Origin of the sequence: Gracilimonas mengyeensis (assembly GCF_900182705.1) — a bacterium.
GTDB lineage: Bacteria > Bacteroidota > Rhodothermia > Balneolales > Balneolaceae > Gracilimonas > Gracilimonas mengyeensis.
Map to the genome: position 1 here is coordinate 98,103 of NZ_FXTP01000007.1, position 20,502 is coordinate 118,604.

Below are 20,502 nucleotides of genomic sequence, written 5' to 3' on the forward strand. Positions count from 1 at the left end.
TGCAACCTCTTTTGACTGGTGCTTTTCAAGTACAACTTGAAAAGATCCTTTGGTTGGCAGGATTTGATAGTGAAAGCAAGCAAAAAAACATCCAGAGATCTTTAGAGGTTGTACCTCTAAAGCACAAGCCATGCAAGGTTGTACCTTGCCTTAAAAGCAAGAAGATTACAAAAATTCAAAATAGATGATAACTGAAAGACCAATCAACAGAGCAACCCAAATAAAAATAGCATAGCGGCTCAACTCCTCCCCTTCCCTTTGTTCTACAAAACTGTGCGGTTTTATACCCTGCAGCAAAAAAGTAACCACGCCTGCTAAATTAATGCAGATGATATACGTCAGAGTTAACAAACCGGCCCCGTACGCAAGTTTGTACATTCCACTACCTAACAACAAGCCGGTAGCCACCATCGGAGGAAGTAAGGCCACCGCCACCATCACCCCAATAACTGCCGCAGAGATTCCCCTGGTAAACGATAAACACCCAGCCACTCCTGCTGCAAGTCCCAAGGCGATATCAGCATAACTCACTACCGTTCTCGAGTTGATTTGTGATACCTCTGGGTTAAAATCAATAAGAAGTCCCATGAGGTAAGAAAGACTGATCCCCAACGTAAAACCAAAAAAGATGGATTTAAATGACCGTTTCAGAAGTGATTTATCTCCCAAAGTAGTAGCCAGTGCCAATCCAACATTAGGACCCAAAATGGGGGCAATTACCATTGCCCCAATCACCATGGCTGCGCTGTCGCGGATTAATCCATTAGCTGCCACCACACACGATAATGCGATCAGTACAAGATAGACCCATGAAAAGTCACTGATCTTATTAATCTCAGAATATAGCTCATCTCTTGAAATACGATGGATCTTCTCATCATTCTCTTTATCAGCCGACTTCTCTTCTTCCTCTTCATCTGATTGTGACGGCAAAGTCGCCGATATGGGAAGTAATATGACTCTGTAATCATCCTTACCAGAAAATTTCGTTTCAAGCTCTCCAAGAATTTTCTCGGTAAGTCCTACGTCAGCCAAAAGATTGATGGATGTCTTTCCACCATCTTCAGATTTATCAATCCAGGAATCAACAATATCCTCCTCATTGATCAGGCTCTCGAAATCTTCAAACCCTTCAGGCGGTAATATCTTTACAAGTCGTAATGCCATCCTTTACATATATAGGTGCAAATTTTGTCAACAGCAGAAAACCAGAGGCACAGCCTCTTATGGCTCTTGCTTTTCAAGTATAACTTGAAAAGATCCCATGAAAGGAATGGGGTATATTAAAAACCAAGAAAACCCTAAAGGGATCTTTAAGTCTTGCAAGCTTATACCTTGCTTTATTCCAATCCTACGCGCTTAAAAATGCGATCTACGTTCCGGGTATGATGTTCCAGGTCAAAAGCATCATCAATCTCATCCTGACTTAAGGCATTCTGAATAGTTTCGTCTGCCTCCACAATAGGCTTAAACAAGGTCTGCTCTTCCCAGGATTTCATGGCAAGCGGCTGTACGGTGTCATAAGCCTTTTCACGAGCCATGCCTTTGTCGATGAGTTTATGAAGCAATCGCTGGGAAAACACAAGTCCCTGCGTCTTCCAGATGTTGTCTTCCATATTATCCTCAAACACCACCAGGTTTTCAATCACATTTGCAAAGCGGTTCAACATGTAATCCAACAAAGTGGTGGCATCAGGCAGAATGATACGTTCGGCTGAAGAATGGGAAATATCACGTTCATGCCATAGCGGGATGTTTTCGAAAGATGTCACCATATAGCCCCGCAGCACCCGTGCACAACCCGAAATATTCTCAGAGCTCACCGGATTCCGCTTATGTGGCATTGAAGAAGAGCCCTTTTGTCCTTTTCTGAAAGCCTCTTCCGCTTCCCGTAACTCGCTACGCTGCAGATGGCGAACTTCCACGGCCATCTTCTCCAGCGTAGAGCCAATCAATGCCAGCGTAGACAAGTAATAGGCATGCCGATCGCGCTGCAGGGTTTGGGTTGATATGGGGGCCGGGGACAGACCAAGTTTCTCGCACGTATATTCTTCTACTTCCGGCGGGATATTGGCAAAAGTACCTACTGATCCAGACAGTTTTCCAAACTCTACATCAGTTGCTGCTTTTTTGAAACGCTCCAGGTTTCGGTTCATCTCGGCATACCACAGGGCACACTTCAAGCCAAAAGTGGTAGGCTCAGCATGGATGCCGTGAGTTCGCCCCATCATCACCGTATATTTATGCTCTTTGGCTTTCTCACCTAAAACATTAATGATATGCTCAAGATCGCCTAAAATAATTTTGTTAGCCTTTTTCAGGCGAACGCCCCAGGCAGTATCCACTACATCGGTAGAAGTAAGTCCGTAGTGTACCCATTTTTTCTCCTCTCCCAGCGTTTCAGAAACCGCACGCGTAAAAGCCACCACATCGTGACGGGTCTTTGCTTCAATTTCTTTAATTCGGTCAACGTCAAACCCTGCATTTTCATACAAAGCATCTACATCCTCCATAGGAATTTTACCCAGTTTAGCCCAGGCCCAGCAGGCAGCCAGTTCAACATCCAACCAAGCCTGAAACTGAGATTCATCATTCCAAAGATCAGACATTTCTTTTCGGGAGTAACGCGCAATCATGTATAAGAGATTTTATTGATTTCAAAATTTCCGCTCAAAGATAGTGGTTTTCAAGTTGAGGTTTAAAAGGAATAGCAAACAATTATTTAACTGCACAGCAACTTATTAAATAAACATGGAAGCGATTCCATTACTTAATTTTATGAATTTTAGGTGAATGCTTTTTTAGTAAAGTATTAAGGGTATTTAATTTAATTAATTTTATTTGATTATTGATTTATCCTAATTATTTTAGTCACGGCTTTAATATCAATCATTAAAGCTCACTCACTCAACCTTAACTAAAGACTTAAAAAATGAAGTTACGATACGGAATAATACTAACTGTGCTGTTACTCATGTTGGGCACAACGGCTTATGCATTTCCTGAAGCGGTGGAAAATGTTTCAGAAAATGCGGAGGTACTCATACAAACAAATGGAAATGAATATACTTCCATGGAGGACTTTGAGGCATCAACCGATTACATCATCTTTACGGTAAATAACCTTTGGATTTTAATTGCCGCATTTATGGTATTAATGATGCACTTAGGTTTTGCAACAGTAGAAAGTGGACTTACCCAAGCTAAAAATGCGGTGAACGTTATTTATAAGAACGTTTTTATCCTCACCGTAGGAATTCTTCTATATGCCTTGGTAGGTTTTCAGATAATGTATCCCGGAGATTTTAACGGGTTCTTAGGCTTTGGAGGTTTCGGCATTGGATTCGACCCCTCTAACCTGGTAGGTATGCTAACCCCTGCTTACGGCTTGGACATGACCATTTGGACGGACTTTATCTTCCAGGCTATGTTTGCCGCAACAGCTGCAACCATTGTTTCAGGTTGTGTAACCGGACGTATTAAGCTTCCGGCTTTTATGATCTTTGGCGTGTTACTGCTTGCTTTCTGCTACCCTGTTACCGGTAGCTGGCACTGGGGCGGTGGCTGGTTGTCAGAACTTGGTTTCTATGACTTTGCCGGTTCTACCCTTGTACATGCTGTAGGTGGCGCAGCCGGACTTGCCTGCGTACTCTTGTTAGGCCCCCGTTCAGGTAAATATGAAGGTGGAAAAATCCATGGTATCCCTGCCCACAACATTCCACTTGCCACAGTAGGTGTATTTATTCTTTTCCTTGGCTGGTTTGGATTTAACGGTGGTTCTGTACTGAATGCTGATCCTGTAGGTGTATCCTATGTATTCGTAACTACTGCTCTTGCTGCTTGCTCTGGTGCAATTGCTGCCATGGTTACCACTCAGATAGTAATGAAAACTCTGGATGCCCCTATGGCTCTCAACGGTATTTTAGCCGGTTTGGTAGGTATTACTGCTGGTGCTGATGCTGTTGGCATTATGGATGCCGTATTTATTGGAGCCATTGCCGGAGTTATCGTAGTATTTTCTATCCTTATGTTTGATAAACTTAAAATCGACGATCCTGTGGGAGCCATCTCTGTTCACGGTGTCGTTGGTATCTGGGGAACCATTGCGGTAGGAATTTTCTCTCCTGACGTGAGCTTTGGTGTTCAGGTATTAGGAACACTCTCTATTGCAGCTTTTACCTTTGTATTCTCTCTGGCTGTATTTGGAGCTATCAAAGCTATTATGGGCGTTCGTGTCTCCAAAGAAGTGGAATCCGATGGACTGGATATTTCCGAACACGGGAGCCATGCATATCCGGAATTTTCTCCAGTTAAAACTTCAGAATTGGGTGCATTCGCAGATTAGTTGGTATAGGTATCGCTAGCACTTAAACGTAGCATTCGAGTGGGTAGCCCTGTGCTGTTATTAACACAGGCAGGGTTCCCCCTCTGCTACCAACAAACAATACAGTGCTAAAAACTACTAACCGATACCATTACCCTATTCTTCTCATTCTTCCATCAGTTTTGGAGAATGGAACCTTAAACACACATCGAAAAACATATCAGGGATACACAGGTACAAGCATCTCTGATCACAACTAATAAAAATCGCGCCCTCTTATGCTTATAACCAATACATAGGAATTGGTGCGGGAAAAACTCACTCATTAAACAATTTTACAGGTATATCACTATGAAAACTTCTACGAAAATATCAAAACTACTTAAGTCGGGTTTACTTGCTCTGGTTGGAGCTTTTCTGATCAGTTCACTAAACCCTGAAACGGCCAAAGCACAAGAAATTTCCACCGGTGTTGATCTATACAGTACCTACGTATTCCGAGGTGTTGCATTCTCGGGCCCTGCCCTGCAACCGTATGTTGAAGTAAGTGAAGGCGGCTTTGCCATTGGTGCCTGGGGATCTCAAGGTATTGATGGGACTACCGGAAGCCTTGGGTTTCAGGAAATGGATCTTTATGCCGGCTATAGCTTCGACTTCGGTTTAAGCTTAGGTCTTACAGATTACTACTACCCCGGAACTTCCTGGACTGACGAAGATAGCCATGCTTTTGAAATCAATGTAGGCTACTCAATCGAGAATCTATCTCTGGCTGGTAACTTTATTCTGAACGAAGCCACGGGTGCTGGATCTGCTGGCGAAGACATCTACTTTGAAGCTGGCTACACTGTTGGCGCCGCTGACTTATTTATCGGTGCCGGTGATGGATGGCACTCATCCGATGGCAATTTCGCCCTCGTAAACATTGGACTGGGAACCAGTAAGGAATTAGTGATTACCGACACTTTCAGCATCCCGCTGAGTGGTGCCGTAATCTACAACCCTGATTCAGAGCAATTCTACATTCTGGCAGGACTTTCTTTCTAAGGTGAAATGAGATACTGTTAAGGCTTTTTAGCTGACAAAGCCGGGTAGCATGAGATGCTGTCCGGCTTTCTTTTTTTAACCGCTAAAGCGCAAAGATCCCAAAGAAATTAGCGTTTATATGCTCGCCCCTGTCAGAATTCTATTTTGATGTACCGTCAACAATAAGATTCCTGCCTTCTCAGGAATGACCTAACTAACCTCAGTTCGATATAAACCTCCCTATTGCTGTAGATGTTGGATAATTAGCAGACAGTTTTAGTAATTGTGAAGACCCTGAAAGGGTCCAACATTAATAGCCCCGGGTAAGCTTGTTCAGGGGCCCCGCTTGCGGGGAGCAAACAGGCGCAACCCGGGGTTTCGGAGATCAAAAAAACCACCTGCACTGAAAGTGCAGGGGTTTGGTTGGAGACTGAAAGTCACGCTTTTTCTCCACCATCCCGGTCATCCATCCCGAATTACTCGGGACGATGGACCTTGCATTTTGCGGAGCATCTTTAACCAATTTCCTAAACTATATTTCCAGTGGCTAAAGCGCTGTTGCCATTGGTTGGTTAGCAATCATTTCTTGGCTAAGGTTCTTCAGCGGTAGCTTCAGAATGACCCTATGATCTTAATCTTTAGATTTTTTCGGAATACTAAAGTGCAGGGTTTTTCACCCTCAGCTGGGACCAATAAACCAATCCTCAATAGGCTACCTGTTCGCCCAGCCCTAGACAAACATTCATGACTCTATATCAAAAAAGCCTCGGGTTCTTTATTGCTGAAAAGCCACCCCAGGATTGCACCCGCTTAGGCGGTTTTACACTGACGGCTTCAAGTCTGTCTTTAATTTAGACTATCAGGCTTTATCAGACTTAACAATCAGACGAGGCATCTGAAATGAAACCCTCATATCAGCAATTAATGTTGCATCAAGGCTGAAATATCGGCTGAAAGCACCTTGGAATAAATCATCTAGCCTTTAGCCCACACCATCACCCGGCTCATTTGCAAGAAATCATTGCCTGCCTGTTTCGGCTGAACCGAAGGATAGGGCTATAGTCTTAATAGCAGAAAATCTTATTGCACCGGGATTTTTATCCTTGTGCCCTCTTCAATAGTATCATCCATATGTACCTGGTTAATAATAGCAATGTCTTCGGCGGTAATATTCATCGGCAGGTTGTTGGGTATGAAGGAAGAAAACGCCGCCGTTCTGTTTGCTGCTCTGATCTGCAGGCGAACCGGTTGAACATTGAGGATAGATTCGTCGTGAAGTGAGTCAAATCCACCGGCTATTTCCAAAAAGGCATCGTTGTACTCTTCAAACTGTGAGGCAGTGGTATAACTCAGGAAGCGATAAATATTTCCATCATAGGATATAGCGCTTATCAACAACTGTAGTTCATTCCCGTTTTGTCCGCTTGCACTGGCTACTGCCTGGTATGCATTCAGATTGTTGATGTCACTACTACCCTCTTCCATTACGGTAATGCCTTCCTGAGCCAAAAACTGCTGTACTGAACTTTCCGGTGAACTATTTTCGGAATCGATGGCAAACTGGGTAATTACATCCTGGGCTTCATTCACTAAGATAACTGCCGAAGGCTGGTTTATAACCTGAAAGCCTGCTGGAACCGGAAATTGAAAAGCCAGTTCGGGATGATAGAAGGTACCATCGCGTTCAAAGCCTTCCCTGGGGTTCTGCCCGTACATAATCCCTTCAATCATGTTCAGGTATTCGTCTTTATCCTCAATGGTCTGTTCGTATCCCTTTTCTCTCCATTTTTCTGCTAATTGAGGGATCGTTTGCTCACGCTCCCCTGGATCGGGGTGACTGGAAAGCAAGGTTGGAATGCCCCCGCCCTGTTGTTCTGAAATACGTTCTAAGGAAGTAAAGAAGTCAGCACCTTCTGCCGCTTCATAATTTTGCATAGCTGCATATTCAACACCCAAAGCATCCGATTCACGTTCATCATCACGCCCGTACTTCAAAAACATGAGCTGAGCTGTTTGGCTGCTGAGCTGCAGGATACTTTGTCCATCATACCCAAGCGATTCACCTAACACCGCTCCACCAATCACTGCCAGCTGACCAACCTGCTGTTCAACGGCCCGCTGGGAAGCATGCCGGGCAGCCACGTGGCCAATCTCGTGCCCTATTACAACAGCTAGCTGTGCTTCATTATTCAAATGTGCAAGCAGTCCCCGGGTTACATACACATACCCGCCCGGCAAAGCAAAAGCATTCACCACCGGGCTATCCAGCACACGAAAAGTAAATTCTGTTTCCCGGAACTTCTTGGGGGTATCTTCTCGCCTTAGGTGACTTACCTCCAGCATTTCTTGTCCCAGAGCTGAGACATAATTGCTGAGTTCCTCATTCTCATAAACGCCGTACTGAGCCGTAATTTCCTTATCAGACTGGGCACCTATCTTTTCTTCCTCTTCCCAGCTGTATCCAAACGCCCGCTTGTTCCCTGAAACGGGGTTAACCTCAAGCGAAACACAGCTATTAATCAACACTGCAATTAATAAAACAAAAGAAACGTATCGTGACCTTAATTTCATAGCTTCCACATTAGATTAGAATTAACCCTAAACACAATGTATGGTAGTAAAAAACAAGCTGGAATGTTTCCTGTTTATGCTGTTTTTCCAACCACATTTACTTCAGGTACCAGTGAAATACCGAATTTATCTTCAACAGAGGCCTGAATTCGTTGCGCCAGGCTCCAGATTTCCGAACCGGTTGCTTCGCCGTAATTCACAATGACTAATGCCTGCATTTTGTGAACGCCAGCATCACCAAAACGCTTGCCTTTCCAGCCACATTGATCGATAAGCCATGCAGCCGGAATCTTAGCGCCTGATTCAACTGAATAATGAGGGATATCCGGGAAGCGTTCCTTTAATTCATCGAAGATCGATTCTGAAATAACCGGATTTTTAAAAAAGCTACCTGTATTCCCAATTTCTGCAGGATCCGGCAACTTACTGCGACGAATTTCAATCACGGTATCGCTGACATCTTTTATAGTTGGAGTGGAAATACCTTTACTTTCCAGTGCCTCCGACAAAGCCTTGTAAACAGTATTTATTTGTGGATCTTTCTGAAGGCGAAGCGTTACGGAAACCACCACATACTTGCCACGCGCTTCCTGCTTAAAAATGCTGTCGCGATAACCAAACTTGCACTCATTCTTAGTGAAGGTGTGTATTTCACCGGTTTCAACATTTACTGCTTCCAGTACATGAAACACATCTACCAGTTCTGTACCATAAGCGCCAATGTTTTGTATAGGAGCTGCTCCCACTGATCCAGGAATCAGGGACAGATTCTCTATTCCGCCCCAGCCTTTATCCACGCAAAACATCACCAGCTCATGCCAGTTCTCACCTGCGCCGGCTTTCAACAGCACCAGATCATCACTCTCTTGAACTACTTCTTTACCGGGTATATCCACATGTACTACCAGGCCATCAAAATCATCAATAAAAAGTACATTACTTCCACCGCCTAAAATCCAGCGTTGATTTTCCTGCCAAATTTTATCAGCAATAAACTCCTTTAACTGATCAACTGATTTCAGAGAAATAAAATAACGGGCTTTGGCCGCCAGCCCCATCGTATTATAAGGCGATAAATCAACATGCTCCCGGATCTGAAAATCACTATTCATAGCTTATTCGGAACCGGATTCTGTTTCTTGGGGATAATTCACTTTAACCCGCACCTTACGAATACGATTGTTCTTCACCGAGTGCACGGTGAGTTCCATGTTCTTATAGGTGATACGTTCCCCTACCAAAGGCAAGCTTTCGGTGAGATGATAGATAAGCCCACCAAGGGTTTCGAATTCGTCTTCATCGGTGGTGATTTCCGTGTCCAGGATTTCTTCCATATCGTCGAGATCCACCCGGGCATCAAAAATATAAATACCACTTTTAAAGCGGGTATAGAGGGATACTTCTTCTCCGGAATCGTCGGCAATGTCCCCTACAATTTCTTCCAGGATATCGTCCATCGTCACGATCCCTTCCGTCCCACCGTACTCATCCACCACAATGGCAATATGGGTTTTCTCTTGTTGAAAGTCCCGAAGCAAGTCATCCAGGCGCTTGGTGGCAGGAATAAATAAGGCCTTACGGGATACCGTCTTCCAGTTTAAAGTCGGTTCGGCTTCTTCAGCATTCAAATATGGAAGCACATCTTTGGCATACAGCACCCCAATTATGTTATCAATATCGTTCTCGTACAAGGGCATCCTGGAAAAGCCATTTTCACGAATTTTGCCCAATACATCCTGCAGCGACTCATCCAGCGACACCGCAATTATGTTTACCCGGGAGGTCATGATTTCCCGAACGCTGATGTTACCAAAGCCAATCACATTTTCGATGATTTCACGCTCGTCTTCTTTGATAGACCCCTCCTGTTCGCTAACCTCGGCCATAGTGCGAATGTCTTCCGAGGTCATTTTACTGGCTGGTTTGGGGAGATACCGTTCCAGGCTAATGGTGCTATCGGCTATTAATTTGGCAAAAGGCTTCAGCAGTATGAAAAGCGAATAGATAAATGCACTGTTGGTGCGTGATACCTTAATCGGGTTATTTATAGCAATAATCTTCGGGGTGATTTCGCTCAGGATTAAAATCATGAACGTAAGCACTATCACCTCTACAGCAAAAACCAACACTTCTGAGAATCCGTATGCGGCTACAATATCCCCGGTAATAACAGCAGCAAGCACCGATGCAATGATATTAGCAAAGGTGTTACCGATTAGAATAGTAGCTAATAAACGGCGTGGTTTATCCAGCATTTTGAGAATGCGATCATCGGAGGAACCGGCCGACTGATCTTGCTTCAAATCTTCCATCCTCGTTGAGAGAGAAAAGAGAGCCACCTCTGAGCCAGAAAATATGGCTGAGAAAGCCAACCCTAAAAACAAAAAAACCAATTCAATGGTAAGTACCACCGGATCGATGGCCGTTTCAGCAAAGCCTCCGGCAGCGGTCATCAACGTATCTTGCACAAAACTGAAAGGATCTTCTAAAGTATCCAATTATCAGGGTTTATTGAGGTTTGAATAAAAATTGAACATACATTTCCATGGAATAAAAATAAAGCATTTTCATGCAGATAGTAGGGATATTTGATGTTATCGGCCCTTATTTAGAAAAAAGCTTCATTTTCTTTTTATAGATACCATAAAAAAGGCCTGAGGAAATTCCCCAGACCATTTTATAAACTGATATTCAACAACATTTAGAATGGAAGATCGTCATCCATATCATCAAAATTGCTGTCCAGTTCCACATTACTGCTCATGGGCTTACTGGCCGGCTGATTTTGATTGTTGTTTTGCTGTTGTGGCTGTCCTCCACCTTGTGGGCCTTGTGGACCTCCGCTGGCACTATCCAACATAATCATGCGCAAAGCCTTGACTTCAGTGGTGTATCGTTTTTGCCCATCCTTGTCTTCCCATTGGCGGGTTTGGATAGGACCTTCAATATACACTTTGGAGCCTTTAGTGAGATACTGCTGGCAAACTTCAGCTGTTCTGCCCCAGGCTACCACGCGGTGCCATTCGGTACGTTCCTGGTATTCCCCATTGCTATCCTTGAACCGCTCGCTGGTAGCGATGCTTAACGTAGCCACAGCGGTATTAGATTGAGTGTATCGTACTTCCGGGTCTTGTCCCAGATTTCCTATGATCATTGCTTTATTCAGTGAGCTCATATCGTATCGTGTTTTTTTATTGTTTCTTTATAATGTAAGAGTTAGCTCACTCGGATTCCTTACAAATTTATTTCAAAAAAATTTCTTCTTGGAGATTCATAGAGCTCTTTATTGTTCTCATTAAGAATAATAAACGTTTATTATTTTTAGTCTTACTAAAATAAATTCCAAACTAAATTTCTTAAAAATATTTTGTAGTGAATTGTAGGTTTCGACTTCAATGTGCGACTGTTCGTTGAAAATCACCCCTACTTCAATTGCCTTAAAGTTCTATAGTTCTTTTAAATCCCCATCCTCCAAAGAGCAAAAGAAACTGTTCAAGCAATCTTCAGATTTTTATATTGACCTCGAAATAGAAATTTGATTATTTATATTTTTCCTGTCTTGAAAATCCCATATTGGCTTAAAATCGTCCTCGGTATTATTGTTTGTAACCTGGTGGGCTTGCTGGCAAGTTCGGTTACTCTTCCCGCCATCGAGGGATGGTATTCACAATTACAGAAGCCTGTTTTCAATCCACCGAACTGGCTCTTTGGTCCGGTCTGGACTACACTTTACACGCTGATGGGAGTAGCAGCGGCGGGCATCTGGCAAGTTGGTTTTCAGCATAAAGCCGTCAAACACGCCTTGTCTATCTTTGGCATTCAGCTGGCGCTCAATGGGATTTGGTCCTTCCTGTTTTTTGGTTTTCAGAGTCCATTGCTGGCTTTTATTGAAATACTATTTCTCTTGCTTGCCATACTGATTACGATTAAACGCTTCAGCGAACTTAAAGCCTGGACCGCCTGGCTGCTGATTCCCTACTTGCTATGGGTTTCTTTCGCCTCAGTACTCACTTTCTCTATTTATTGGTTGAATTAAAGCGACAGAATTGGTGAATAAAACAAGTTAGCCAACAAGCTCCATTCTCCATTTGGAAAACCGTTGGCTGGAAATAATACAACCATAGCCCACGGGTTTATCCGTGGGAAAAAGAGAACATGCCTTATAAGTCCGAGGCTAAATAGCTTTAACAGTAAACCGGTTCCGAGGACGCTTCTCAATGATTTGGTAGTATCTTTAAAAAATTTATAGCCCAATCTTCGGTAATCAGTTTATCCCAATAGCCTATTTAGGCTCAGATTTTCTCTCTATGATCCCATAAACCCACGGATGAATCCGTGGGCTATAGTAAAATTTTTAAGGATATATTATCTACCAAGCCTGCCGCAAGCGTCTCGCTTGTGGCCGTTAGACTAAACCTCCCAATATTTAGTAAGGCATTTGAGCCAAAGGCAACCGAAAGGAAACAACTGGCTGTAAAAAAATCAGGCCAAAAATATTTCCACACCGAAAACTTATAAATGTACTTTTACAAATTTACATCTTTGGCTCAAGTACCTTCAACACATCTTCCCTCAACCTAAACTTTTACCCTATGCAGCTTAAACGATTCTTTTCTACTCTCGCATTTGCATGGATGCTCCTCAGTATCCCAGCCGCAGCCCAAGTGGACGATTCCTATTTCGATTATATGGACGTCTTTGAACTTCAACTGGTTGCCAATCCTGAAATCTCCCCGGATGGTAACACGATTATCTATCAACGCCACCAGTTTGATCCGATGACCGACCGGAGGTTCGTCAACCTATGGAGTATTTCTTTCACGGGTGAAAATCATGTCCCACTCACCTCTGGAAAAAGCGGTTATGGAAACGTAGCATGGTCTCCTGATGGCAAAAAACTGGCTTACACTTCCAGTGAAGAAGGTTCCAATCAAATTTTTATCCGCTGGATGGATACCGGCGTTTCCACCTCCATTACCAACCTGACGGAAAGTCCGGGCAGCCTGAGCTGGTCGCCCGATGGCAGTATGCTGCTTTTTTCCAAGTTTGTCCCCGGAGCTTCAACAACCGTAAAGCCTCAGCTTCCAGCTCCGCCCAGTGGAGCAAAATGGGAAGAATCTGCTACCGTAATTGATAAGGCCGTATATCGCAGAGATGGCGGCGGTTATGTAGACGACGGCTATCGTCACCTATTTGTGATTTCTGCCGATGGCGGTGCCCCCCGACAGCTTACTTCCGGGGATTACAACTACGGCGATCCCACCTGGGCGCCCGATGGCAAACACATTCTTTTTACCGCCGATCGCTCTGGAAATGCCGATCTCGATCCAAACAATGAGCAAATTTATGAGATGAATATAGAGACCGGTGAAATGGAGCAAATCACCGATAAGCGTGGCCCGCATAGCAATCCTGTTATTTCTCCTGATGGTGAGCTTATTGCTTATACCGGTTATAAAGACGAATTCCTGGGCTATCAACTCACCGATTTATATATCATGAATCGTGACGGTTCTGACCTCCGTAATATTTCCGGGGATGTAGCCAATGATATTTCTTCGGTTACCTGGGCCAGTGATAGCAAATCGCTCTTTTTTAGATATACGGAAGAAGGCGTGGCTAAAGTGGGCAATATCAAACTAAACGGAGATTATACCGAAATTGCCTCCAATCTTTCCAGTTCTACTATTGGTCGCCCGTATAGCGGTGGTTCTTATTCTGTAGCTGACAATGGCCGATTCGCTTTTACCGTGGGTTCCCCTGCCCAACCCTCTGAACTGGCAGCCGGACATTTCCCTACCCGCATGGCCAATCGAACACTCACCGACTTAAACGGACAGCTTCTGAAATCCAAGAAACTTGGAAAGGTGAAAGAGTTTTGGGTGGATTCTTCAGTAGATGATTTCCGCGTACAGGGATGGATCATTACCCCGCCGGATTTTGATCCTAATAAAGAATATCCCATGATCCTGGAAATTCATGGCGGCCCGCATACTGCCTACGGTCCCCAATTTACCCCAGAATTACAGCTGATGGCCAGTCGTGGCTATGTAGTGGTGTATACGAACCCGCGCGGCAGTACCAGTTACGGAAAAGAATTTGCGGCCTACATCAATCATAATTACCCCAGCGAAGATCACAACGATCTAATGGATGCTACCGATTACGTGATTGATCAGGGTTATATTGATGAGGACAATTTATTCATCACCGGGGGAAGCGGTGGCGGAGTACTCTCGGCCTGGGCCATTGGCAAAACCGATCGCTTTGCTGCGGCCGTGGTAGCCAAGCCGGTAATCAACTGGTACAGTTTCGTACTTACTGCAGACGGCTCTCCTTACTACAGCAAATACTGGTTCACTGAAAAACCCTGGGACGATCCCGAGCAATATCTCGAGCGTTCGCCCATCTCTTTGGTTGGCAATGTTACTACTCCAACCATGCTGCTCACCGGCCAGCAGGATTACCGAACGCCTATGAGTGAAACCGAGCAATATTATGCCGCCCTCAAACTGCAAGGCGTAGATGCCACCATGGTTCGCATAGCAGGCTCCGGTCACGGCATTGCTTCCAAGCCCAGCAACCTATTTCGTAAAGTAGGATACATTCTCGCCTGGTTTGAGAAGTATAAGAACTAGCTATTGACGAATAAGGTGTTGATAAATCTATAAAGGATATGTCATTGCGAGGACTGCAGCGACCGAATGGGAGCTCTGTCCTCGCAATCTGTTCAATCCTAACAGCATATTTACTAATATCTGTGGCAGTATTACAACCTACATTAACCGTCTTTTTACATATCCATCATTCGATTTTTCCGGGTGATGGTTTTTTTATTTGCATTAAAGACAATTAAGCCACAACTTCCCTGCGAACAAAGAATTAGGGAGAAATTTATATAGACGTATAATCGCTACTACACTTTTAACTAAACCTAAAAGACCATGCGATACGTCACTCTATCCCTTCTTGCTATCTTTTCTATTACCGCTTGTTCAACCGACTCCAACTCCGATCAACCGTCCCCTCCCATTCCACTTGCCATTGGTAACAGCTGGGTTTTTGATATTGAAACTGATGACGAGCTTAAAACAGATACCCTAACTGTTATCGGCGACACTTTAATCGGAGCAACCACCTGGTATGAACTACACTCTAAAAATCCCCGTATCCAGGATTTCTTTGGTGGATATGCCGCCAATCTTGAACAGGGCTATTACAAATACCGCGGAGCTGAGACAGCCAGCGACAACTTGCTGTTGTTCAAAACCGAACCCGATCAAAACGAAACCCGCTATATCGATACTGGAAAAGCAGCCTGGCTGAATATTTATGAAGGAGAAGATGCTAATGAAACCTTTAACGTAGTTGCAAACCGATACTCCGTCGTATATGATTATGTCATATCAGGAGAAAGGAGATTTAAATTTGATCAAGAGTATGAGTTTAACCGGCTCATATCCCCTGAGCTTGGATTTATTCATTGGCAAGGTGCCTATTTTAGAACGGAAGATGATTCCACCTTAACCCTGTCCTCATATATAAATGTAGATTTGCAGGAATTTATTCCGGGAGAGCAGCAATGAGACTGAGCCTGATCCTAATGAGCCTGCTCTTACTGCAGGCTTGTTCCAATTCGGTTTCTACCAAAGAAGACCCAGGCACTACTCATTTACGCATAACCCTACCTGAAGATGGCCATGTACATGCCTGGGTTGAGAATGCTTATCAAACAAAGGTTAAAACAGTAGTCAATAGGTATTTGCAGAAAGGCCCATATTCTTTTGCTATTAAAATGGAGGACAAAAAGGGCAAGCCTCTGCCCTATGGAATCTATACCTATCATGTTAAAACAGATACATTGAGCCATGCAGGAACGCTGGTGTATTCCAAGCCAACCAATAATTATTAGCCGCTATGAAAGTCTCTCTTATATTTATTCTGTTTGGGGTGATGAGCCTAATATATCAACCACTTAATGCTCAGCACCAGTTCAGTGTATCTCTCTTTCCGGGATACAACGTAATCAATAATGATCAACCCACATCCAAAAATAAACAAACCAATTGGGTGTTCGGAGGAACTATTTCTTTTGATAAGCAGATAAAAAATCAGCCTCTCAGTTTTTCATTAAGCTACTTACAAGGTAAATCTACTATATTTAAGATTCGGACTAATATAGGACCAGTTCAACCCAACTACGAAGTCCTTCTCCGCTATCAAACCATTCCCATAGAGGCTTTTTATGTGCATAGCATTGGTCAGAAAACAGAATTGCTGACAGGTATAAATTTCACCCCACAATACCGCACACTGCTGTATGAAAGAATCAATATTAAAAACGATCGACTACTAAGTTTAGGCTTCGGTTTATCGGGGAAGGTTAAAACTGATTTTGCGACTTTTAATGGTGGACAGGGTGTACTTTTCGGAAGCGTGGCTGCCCGGTGGACCGAATTCCTTTTCCATCATGCCAATGGCCGCAATGTGGATGATTTTAGCCTGCGGCATGTCGTTGTTTCCCCGCAGATTGGGATGTCCTGGAATCTTAACTAAGAGGGTTTGATGAGAGCAGCCATCCTGAAAGTATTTTTTGTCGGGATACTTTGCAGCTTGAGTTTTTTTGAACACTCTTTTGCCCAAACTGAAGAAACTGTTGCAAAAGAAGATAAAGACCCGGAGTTCACAGACAACGGATGGTGGACTCTTGGATTCGGCAAAGACCTCAACGGTTCCAAAAATCTTGGAAACTATCTGGCCTTTTCACTTTCCATCAATGTGGGGAGTACACGTTTTTGGCAGGTCGGCATTTTTGGAAACAGCCCCATATTCGGAAATGAAGGTGCAGCCGCTTTGCACGTAGGACGAGGAATCTCAAAACATGACCGATGGAGCAGGGTTTCTGTGGCCGGAGGTCCTTCTATCGTTATGGTTGAAGAAAATCAACCCGGAAATAGAAAAACTAACCGGATTTATACCCCGGGGTTAGCAGTTAACGCCCAGGCCATCTTTACGCCCGTCATGGAATTAGGTTTGGGGTTAGAGTTCCAGGGAAACCTGAATATCAAAAACCCAATGACCGGAATCCGGCTTATTCTTGTTATAGAAGGGATGAAATAAAACAGCTGGTATTACGAGAGCTTTTCATTTGACAAATACCACCACAGGTATAACCTTGTGTTTTCATTCAAAGACCATCCGTCATGAAAAAACAATTCAGAGCACCTTGGGATCTTTTACTTACTTCGCTCACCGTGATAGTGATAGCGGTATTAATTGGGATCAACTATGCAACTCCTGGTCTAATAACTACGCTCATCACTTGGGGAATCATTTTAGGTACTGCTGCTTTCGGGGTTTATGGATATAGCGTCCAAAATGAAAAATTGAAGATTTTGAGATTGGGATGGTCTAAAGACCTGTCGTTCTCTTCCATCAAAAAAATTGAATACACTCCCAATGCCATGTTGGGTTCTATCCGCACCTTTGGGGTAGGCGGACTGTTTTGCTATCTCGGCTATTTCAAAAACAGCGTATTGGGCAGCTATAAAGCTTATGCCACACACCGCAAGCGTACGGTGGTTGTCACAACGCAAGACGACGACCAAATCGTCCTTTCACCGGAGAAGCCTAAAGACTTTGTTGAAACTATTAAAGAAAGAATGGAACAAATAGAGCAAGAACAATAGCCCGTCCTAAACAAGATTCATCTTCTTAGCTTTTCCTGAACTTTTCTTACCTTCCTGAAAACTATTCAATACAAATTCGCAGCATGAAATACCCTGATTTTAATCAGACCATACCTATTGATGAAATTGGTGTGAAAGAACGAGTGGCACGGCTCAATTCCCGAAGCATCAAAAAAGAATCTAAAGTACAGGCGCTAAAGATGGCGCTGAGTATGATTGATCATACCACACTGGAAGGAAAAGATTCGCCCGGAAAAGTGATACAGCTTTGCAAAAAAGCCCGTCAGCCCCATCCCGCGATGCCGGATTTGCCTACGGTAGCTGCTGTTTGCGTGTATCCACGGATGGTGAGCGTGGCAAAAAATGAACTCAAAGACACCGATATCAATGTGGCCAGTGTGGCAACTTCATTTCCCAGCGGACAGTCTCCCCTTTCCCAGCGTATTGAAGAAACCAAATTTGCCGTAGATGAAGGTGCTGATGAAATTGATATGGTCATCAGTCGCGGGGCCTTTTTAAATGGTGAGTACCAACTCGTGTTTGATGAGATTGCTGCCATCAAGGAAGCCTGTGGCGAAGCGCATCTGAAAGTGATTTTGGAAACCGGCGAGCTCCACACCCTCGAGAATGTACGCAAGGCCAGCGATATCGCCATGCATGCAGGGGCTGATTTCATCAAAACCTCTACCGGAAAGGTAAGTCCTGCCGCCACCCAGCCCGTTACCCTTGTGATGCTGGAAGCCATCCGTGACTTTTACTATGAAACCGACAAGATGATCGGCATGAAACCGGCCGGGGGTATCCGCACGGCGAAACAAGCTATCCAATACCTGGTTATAGTGAAAGAAACCCTGGGTGCTGCCTGGCTGAATAAAGATTATTTCCGCTTTGGCGCCAGCTCCCTCACCAACGATATCCTGATGCAAATCGTGAAGCAACAAACCGGCCACTACCAGTCGCTGGATTATTTTAGCAATGATTAATTGATGTATACAATAAGCCAAATACATACTAATACTGGAAGAAATTTCTCCTCTTGGGAGGAGATTAAGAGGTGGGTTATGTCGCAATCTACATCACAGACTTCCCCCACATCCACCCTCTCCTTAATCCTCTCCCAGGAGAGGAAACGTTTTGGTGAATTTAGTTCTTTAAAGCAGACACCAACGCTTACTATCAATCACGACAATTCACTACCGGCCAATAATTTCCCCGCTCGGGCGGGGATTAAGGGGTGGGTAAATGTCCCCAAAGGCACTATGTTTGATACTTGTCCCCCATCACCCCACAACAAAGAATATTTGAATTAAGCATACCATTATGTCCCACACCGAAACCAAAGAAGCCGCCTACAAACCTACTTCCCCCAACTCCAAGCTGGATTTCCAGTCGGTTTGGGAATATGCACCGGCCCCGCAGGATGCCGATTTTGCGGAAGTAAAAGAACAATACGACCTGTTCATTGGAGGCAAATTTGTTGAACCTTCCAAAGGTCGTTATTTCAAAAGCACGAACCCGGCTACCGAAGAGGAAATCACCGAATTTGCCGAGGCTACCCAGAAAGATGTTGATAAAGCGGTGAAAGCTGCCCGGAAAGCCTATGAAGGTGAATGGTCAAGTATGTCAGGTAAAGAGCGTGGCAAGTACTTGTACCGCATTGCCCGCATGTTGCAGGAGCGGGCTCGGGAGTTTGCCGTGCTTGAAAGTATGGACGGCGGAAAACCCATCCGCGAATCCCGCGATGTAGACATCCCGTTGGTTGCCGCTTATTTCTTTTACTACGCCGGCTGGGCCGACAAGCTGGAATATGCTTTTCCCGGTAAGAAGCCAGAACCTTATGGCGTATGCGGGCAAATCATCCCCTGGAACTTTCCGCTGCTGATGTTGGCCTGGAAAATTGCGCCTGCTCTGGCTACCGGAAATACCGTGGTACTGAAACCGGCAGAAACCACTTCTCTAACCGCTCTCAAGTTTGCAGAACTGGTAAAAGATTGTGGATTGCCGGATGGAGTGATTAACATCGTAACCGGTGCCGGACAAACTGGTTCTGAAATTGTGAACCATAAAGATATCGATAAAGTGGCTTTCACCGGCTCCACCAACGTGGGTAAAATTATCCAAAAATCACTGGCCGGTACGGATAAGAAATACACCCTGGAACTGGGTGGCAAAGGCGCACTGGTTATTTTTGAAGATGCGCCTATCGACCAAGCCGTAGAAGGCATTATCAACGCTATTTATTTCAACCAGGGGCATGTTTGTTGTGCCGGATCCCGACTGCTGGTACAGGAAGGTGTGGCTGATAAAGTGATCCAAAAGCTGAAAGACCGTTTGGAGACTATGATTGTTGGCGATCCGCTGGACAAGAATACCGACATCGGCGCCATCAACTCCAAAGAACAATTTGAAACGGTAAATAAATACCTGGAGATGGGCGTGGATGAAGGCGCGGACATCTATCAAGCCAAATGCGATATCCCCGAAAACGGATATTTCATTCGTCCTACCCTGTTTACCAATGTGTCGCAATCCAACCGTGTGGTGCAGGAAGAGATTTTCGGCCCTGTTCTCACCGTTCAAACCTTCAGAACTGCGGACGAAGGCATCGAAAAGGCCAACAACACACCCTACGGACTTGCCAACGGCGTATGGACTGACAAAGGCTCCAAGATCTTTAAGATGGGAAGCAAGATGCGATCAGGAGTGGTTTGGGCCAATACTTACAACAAATTTGATCCCACTTCCCCCTTTGGCGGCTACAAAGAAAGTGGCGTAGGACGCGAGGGCGGAATGCACGGACTGGCTGCATACATCAAAAATTAATCTTAGAAATTAGTTAATGGTTAATAGTAATTGGTGAACTGTTCTCATAAAACAACCAGTCCCCTATTAACC

At 44.4% G+C, this 20,502-nt stretch carries 17 protein-coding genes; 11 read left to right on the forward strand and 6 right to left on the reverse strand.

Translation table 11 applies throughout. The features are described 5' to 3' along the window. Positions 1-165 precede the first annotated feature (165 nt). Together FN815_RS09235 and purB are read right to left on the reverse strand one after the other, a co-directional pair. Positions 166-1,167 carry a TIGR00341 family protein gene (locus tag FN815_RS09235; protein ID WP_142454343.1) on the reverse strand — a complete coding sequence of 334 codons (1,002 nt, stop codon included), beginning with the start codon at positions 1,165-1,167 and terminating at the stop codon, positions 166-168. Between the two features lie 173 nt (positions 1,168-1,340). Further along, positions 1,341-2,636 carry an adenylosuccinate lyase gene (gene purB / locus FN815_RS09240; RefSeq protein ID WP_142454344.1) on the reverse strand — a complete coding sequence of 432 codons (1,296 nt, stop codon included), beginning with the start codon at positions 2,634-2,636 and terminating at the stop codon, positions 1,341-1,343. A gap of 296 nt (positions 2,637-2,932) precedes the next feature. Between purB and FN815_RS09245 the strand changes: the two genes are divergently transcribed. Further along, positions 2,933-4,345: an ammonium transporter gene (locus FN815_RS09245; protein ID WP_142454345.1), complete on the forward strand. Its 1,413-nt coding sequence runs from the start codon at positions 2,933-2,935 to the stop codon at positions 4,343-4,345. Positions 4,346-4,675: 330 nt separating this feature from the next. Beyond that, entirely contained in the window at positions 4,676-5,368 is a 693-nt protein-coding gene (locus FN815_RS09250) for a TorF family putative porin (RefSeq protein WP_142454346.1), read from the forward strand. Positions 5,369-6,427: 1,059 nt separating this feature from the next. On the opposite strand, the gene FN815_RS09255 is transcribed toward FN815_RS09250, so the two are convergent. The 4 genes from FN815_RS09255 to FN815_RS09270 form a co-directional block, all read right to left on the reverse strand. Then, positions 6,428-7,918, reverse strand: a complete 1,491-nt coding sequence (locus FN815_RS09255; protein WP_142454347.1) for a M48 family metalloprotease — start codon at positions 7,916-7,918, stop codon at positions 6,428-6,430. A 74-nt stretch (positions 7,919-7,992) separates the two neighbouring features. Then, complete coding sequence (gene murB, locus FN815_RS09260) at positions 7,993-9,030, reverse strand: UDP-N-acetylmuramate dehydrogenase (RefSeq protein WP_142454348.1); 1,038 nt, start codon at positions 9,028-9,030, stop codon at positions 7,993-7,995. A gap of 3 nt (positions 9,031-9,033) precedes the next feature. Further along, positions 9,034-10,416, reverse strand: a complete 1,383-nt coding sequence (locus FN815_RS09265; protein WP_142454349.1) for a hemolysin family protein — start codon at positions 10,414-10,416, stop codon at positions 9,034-9,036. 203 nt (positions 10,417-10,619) lie between these two features. Then, positions 10,620-11,093: a single-stranded DNA-binding protein gene (locus tag FN815_RS09270; protein ID WP_142454350.1), complete on the reverse strand. Its 474-nt coding sequence runs from the start codon at positions 11,091-11,093 to the stop codon at positions 10,620-10,622. A gap of 360 nt (positions 11,094-11,453) precedes the next feature. Between FN815_RS09270 and FN815_RS09275 the strand changes: the two genes are divergently transcribed. The 9 genes from FN815_RS09275 (at position 11,454) to FN815_RS09315 (ending at position 20,430) form a co-directional block, all read left to right on the forward strand. Beyond that, on the forward strand, positions 11,454-11,954 hold the full coding sequence (locus FN815_RS09275) for a TspO/MBR family protein (protein ID WP_246075219.1): 501 nt from the start codon (positions 11,454-11,456) through the stop codon (positions 11,952-11,954). 556 nt (positions 11,955-12,510) lie between these two features. Further along, complete coding sequence (locus FN815_RS09280; protein ID WP_142454351.1) at positions 12,511-14,556, forward strand: S9 family peptidase; 2,046 nt, start codon at positions 12,511-12,513, stop codon at positions 14,554-14,556. Between the two features lie 306 nt (positions 14,557-14,862). Next, positions 14,863-15,504 carry a hypothetical protein gene (locus tag FN815_RS09285; protein WP_142454352.1) on the forward strand — a complete coding sequence of 214 codons (642 nt, stop codon included), beginning with the start codon at positions 14,863-14,865 and terminating at the stop codon, positions 15,502-15,504. A 17-nt stretch (positions 15,505-15,521) separates the two neighbouring features. After that, positions 15,522-15,830 carry a hypothetical protein gene (locus FN815_RS09290; protein ID WP_142454353.1) on the forward strand — a complete coding sequence of 103 codons (309 nt, stop codon included), beginning with the start codon at positions 15,522-15,524 and terminating at the stop codon, positions 15,828-15,830. Between the two features lie 5 nt (positions 15,831-15,835). Beyond that, on the forward strand, positions 15,836-16,474 hold the full coding sequence (locus tag FN815_RS09295; RefSeq protein WP_142454354.1) for a hypothetical protein: 639 nt from the start codon (positions 15,836-15,838) through the stop codon (positions 16,472-16,474). A 9-nt stretch (positions 16,475-16,483) separates the two neighbouring features. Further along, positions 16,484-17,038 (forward strand): hypothetical protein, encoded by a 555-nt coding sequence (locus FN815_RS09300; RefSeq protein WP_142454355.1) that lies wholly within the window; start codon positions 16,484-16,486, stop codon positions 17,036-17,038. Positions 17,039-17,121: 83 nt separating this feature from the next. Then, complete coding sequence (locus FN815_RS09305; protein WP_142454356.1) at positions 17,122-17,607, forward strand: PH domain-containing protein; 486 nt, start codon at positions 17,122-17,124, stop codon at positions 17,605-17,607. A gap of 83 nt (positions 17,608-17,690) precedes the next feature. Beyond that, positions 17,691-18,590, forward strand: coding sequence for a deoxyribose-phosphate aldolase (gene deoC, locus FN815_RS09310; RefSeq protein ID WP_142454357.1), 900 nt, complete (start codon positions 17,691-17,693; stop codon positions 18,588-18,590). A gap of 337 nt (positions 18,591-18,927) precedes the next feature. Then, complete coding sequence (locus tag FN815_RS09315) at positions 18,928-20,430, forward strand: aldehyde dehydrogenase family protein (protein WP_142454358.1); 1,503 nt, start codon at positions 18,928-18,930, stop codon at positions 20,428-20,430. Positions 20,431-20,502 lie beyond the last annotated feature (72 nt).

What these genes read in the sequence shown, in the direction of transcription:
- FN815_RS09235 (WP_142454343.1), bottom strand. Translation starts at nt 1,167, where the DNA reads ATGGCATTACGACTTGTAAAGATATTACCGCCTGAAGGGTTTGAAGAT.
- purB (WP_142454344.1), bottom strand. Translation starts at nt 2,636, where the DNA reads ATGATTGCGCGTTACTCCCGAAAAGAAATGTCTGATCTTTGGAATGAT.
- FN815_RS09245 (WP_142454345.1), top strand. Translation starts at nt 2,933, where the DNA reads ATGAAGTTACGATACGGAATAATACTAACTGTGCTGTTACTCATGTTG.
- FN815_RS09250 (WP_142454346.1), top strand. Translation starts at nt 4,676, where the DNA reads ATGAAAACTTCTACGAAAATATCAAAACTACTTAAGTCGGGTTTACTT.
- FN815_RS09255 (WP_142454347.1), bottom strand. Translation starts at nt 7,918, where the DNA reads ATGAAATTAAGGTCACGATACGTTTCTTTTGTTTTATTAATTGCAGTG.
- murB (WP_142454348.1), bottom strand. Translation starts at nt 9,030, where the DNA reads ATGAATAGTGATTTTCAGATCCGGGAGCATGTTGATTTATCGCCTTAT.
- FN815_RS09270 (WP_142454350.1), bottom strand. Translation starts at nt 11,093, where the DNA reads ATGAGCTCACTGAATAAAGCAATGATCATAGGAAATCTGGGACAAGAC.
- FN815_RS09280 (WP_142454351.1), top strand. Translation starts at nt 12,511, where the DNA reads ATGCAGCTTAAACGATTCTTTTCTACTCTCGCATTTGCATGGATGCTC.
- FN815_RS09285 (WP_142454352.1), top strand. Translation starts at nt 14,863, where the DNA reads ATGCGATACGTCACTCTATCCCTTCTTGCTATCTTTTCTATTACCGCT.
- FN815_RS09290 (WP_142454353.1), top strand. Translation starts at nt 15,522, where the DNA reads ATGAGCCTGCTCTTACTGCAGGCTTGTTCCAATTCGGTTTCTACCAAA.
- FN815_RS09295 (WP_142454354.1), top strand. Translation starts at nt 15,836, where the DNA reads ATGAAAGTCTCTCTTATATTTATTCTGTTTGGGGTGATGAGCCTAATA.
- FN815_RS09300 (WP_142454355.1), top strand. Translation starts at nt 16,484, where the DNA reads ATGAGAGCAGCCATCCTGAAAGTATTTTTTGTCGGGATACTTTGCAGC.
- FN815_RS09305 (WP_142454356.1), top strand. Translation starts at nt 17,122, where the DNA reads ATGAAAAAACAATTCAGAGCACCTTGGGATCTTTTACTTACTTCGCTC.
- deoC (WP_142454357.1), top strand. Translation starts at nt 17,691, where the DNA reads ATGAAATACCCTGATTTTAATCAGACCATACCTATTGATGAAATTGGT.
- FN815_RS09315 (WP_142454358.1), top strand. Translation starts at nt 18,928, where the DNA reads ATGTCCCACACCGAAACCAAAGAAGCCGCCTACAAACCTACTTCCCCC.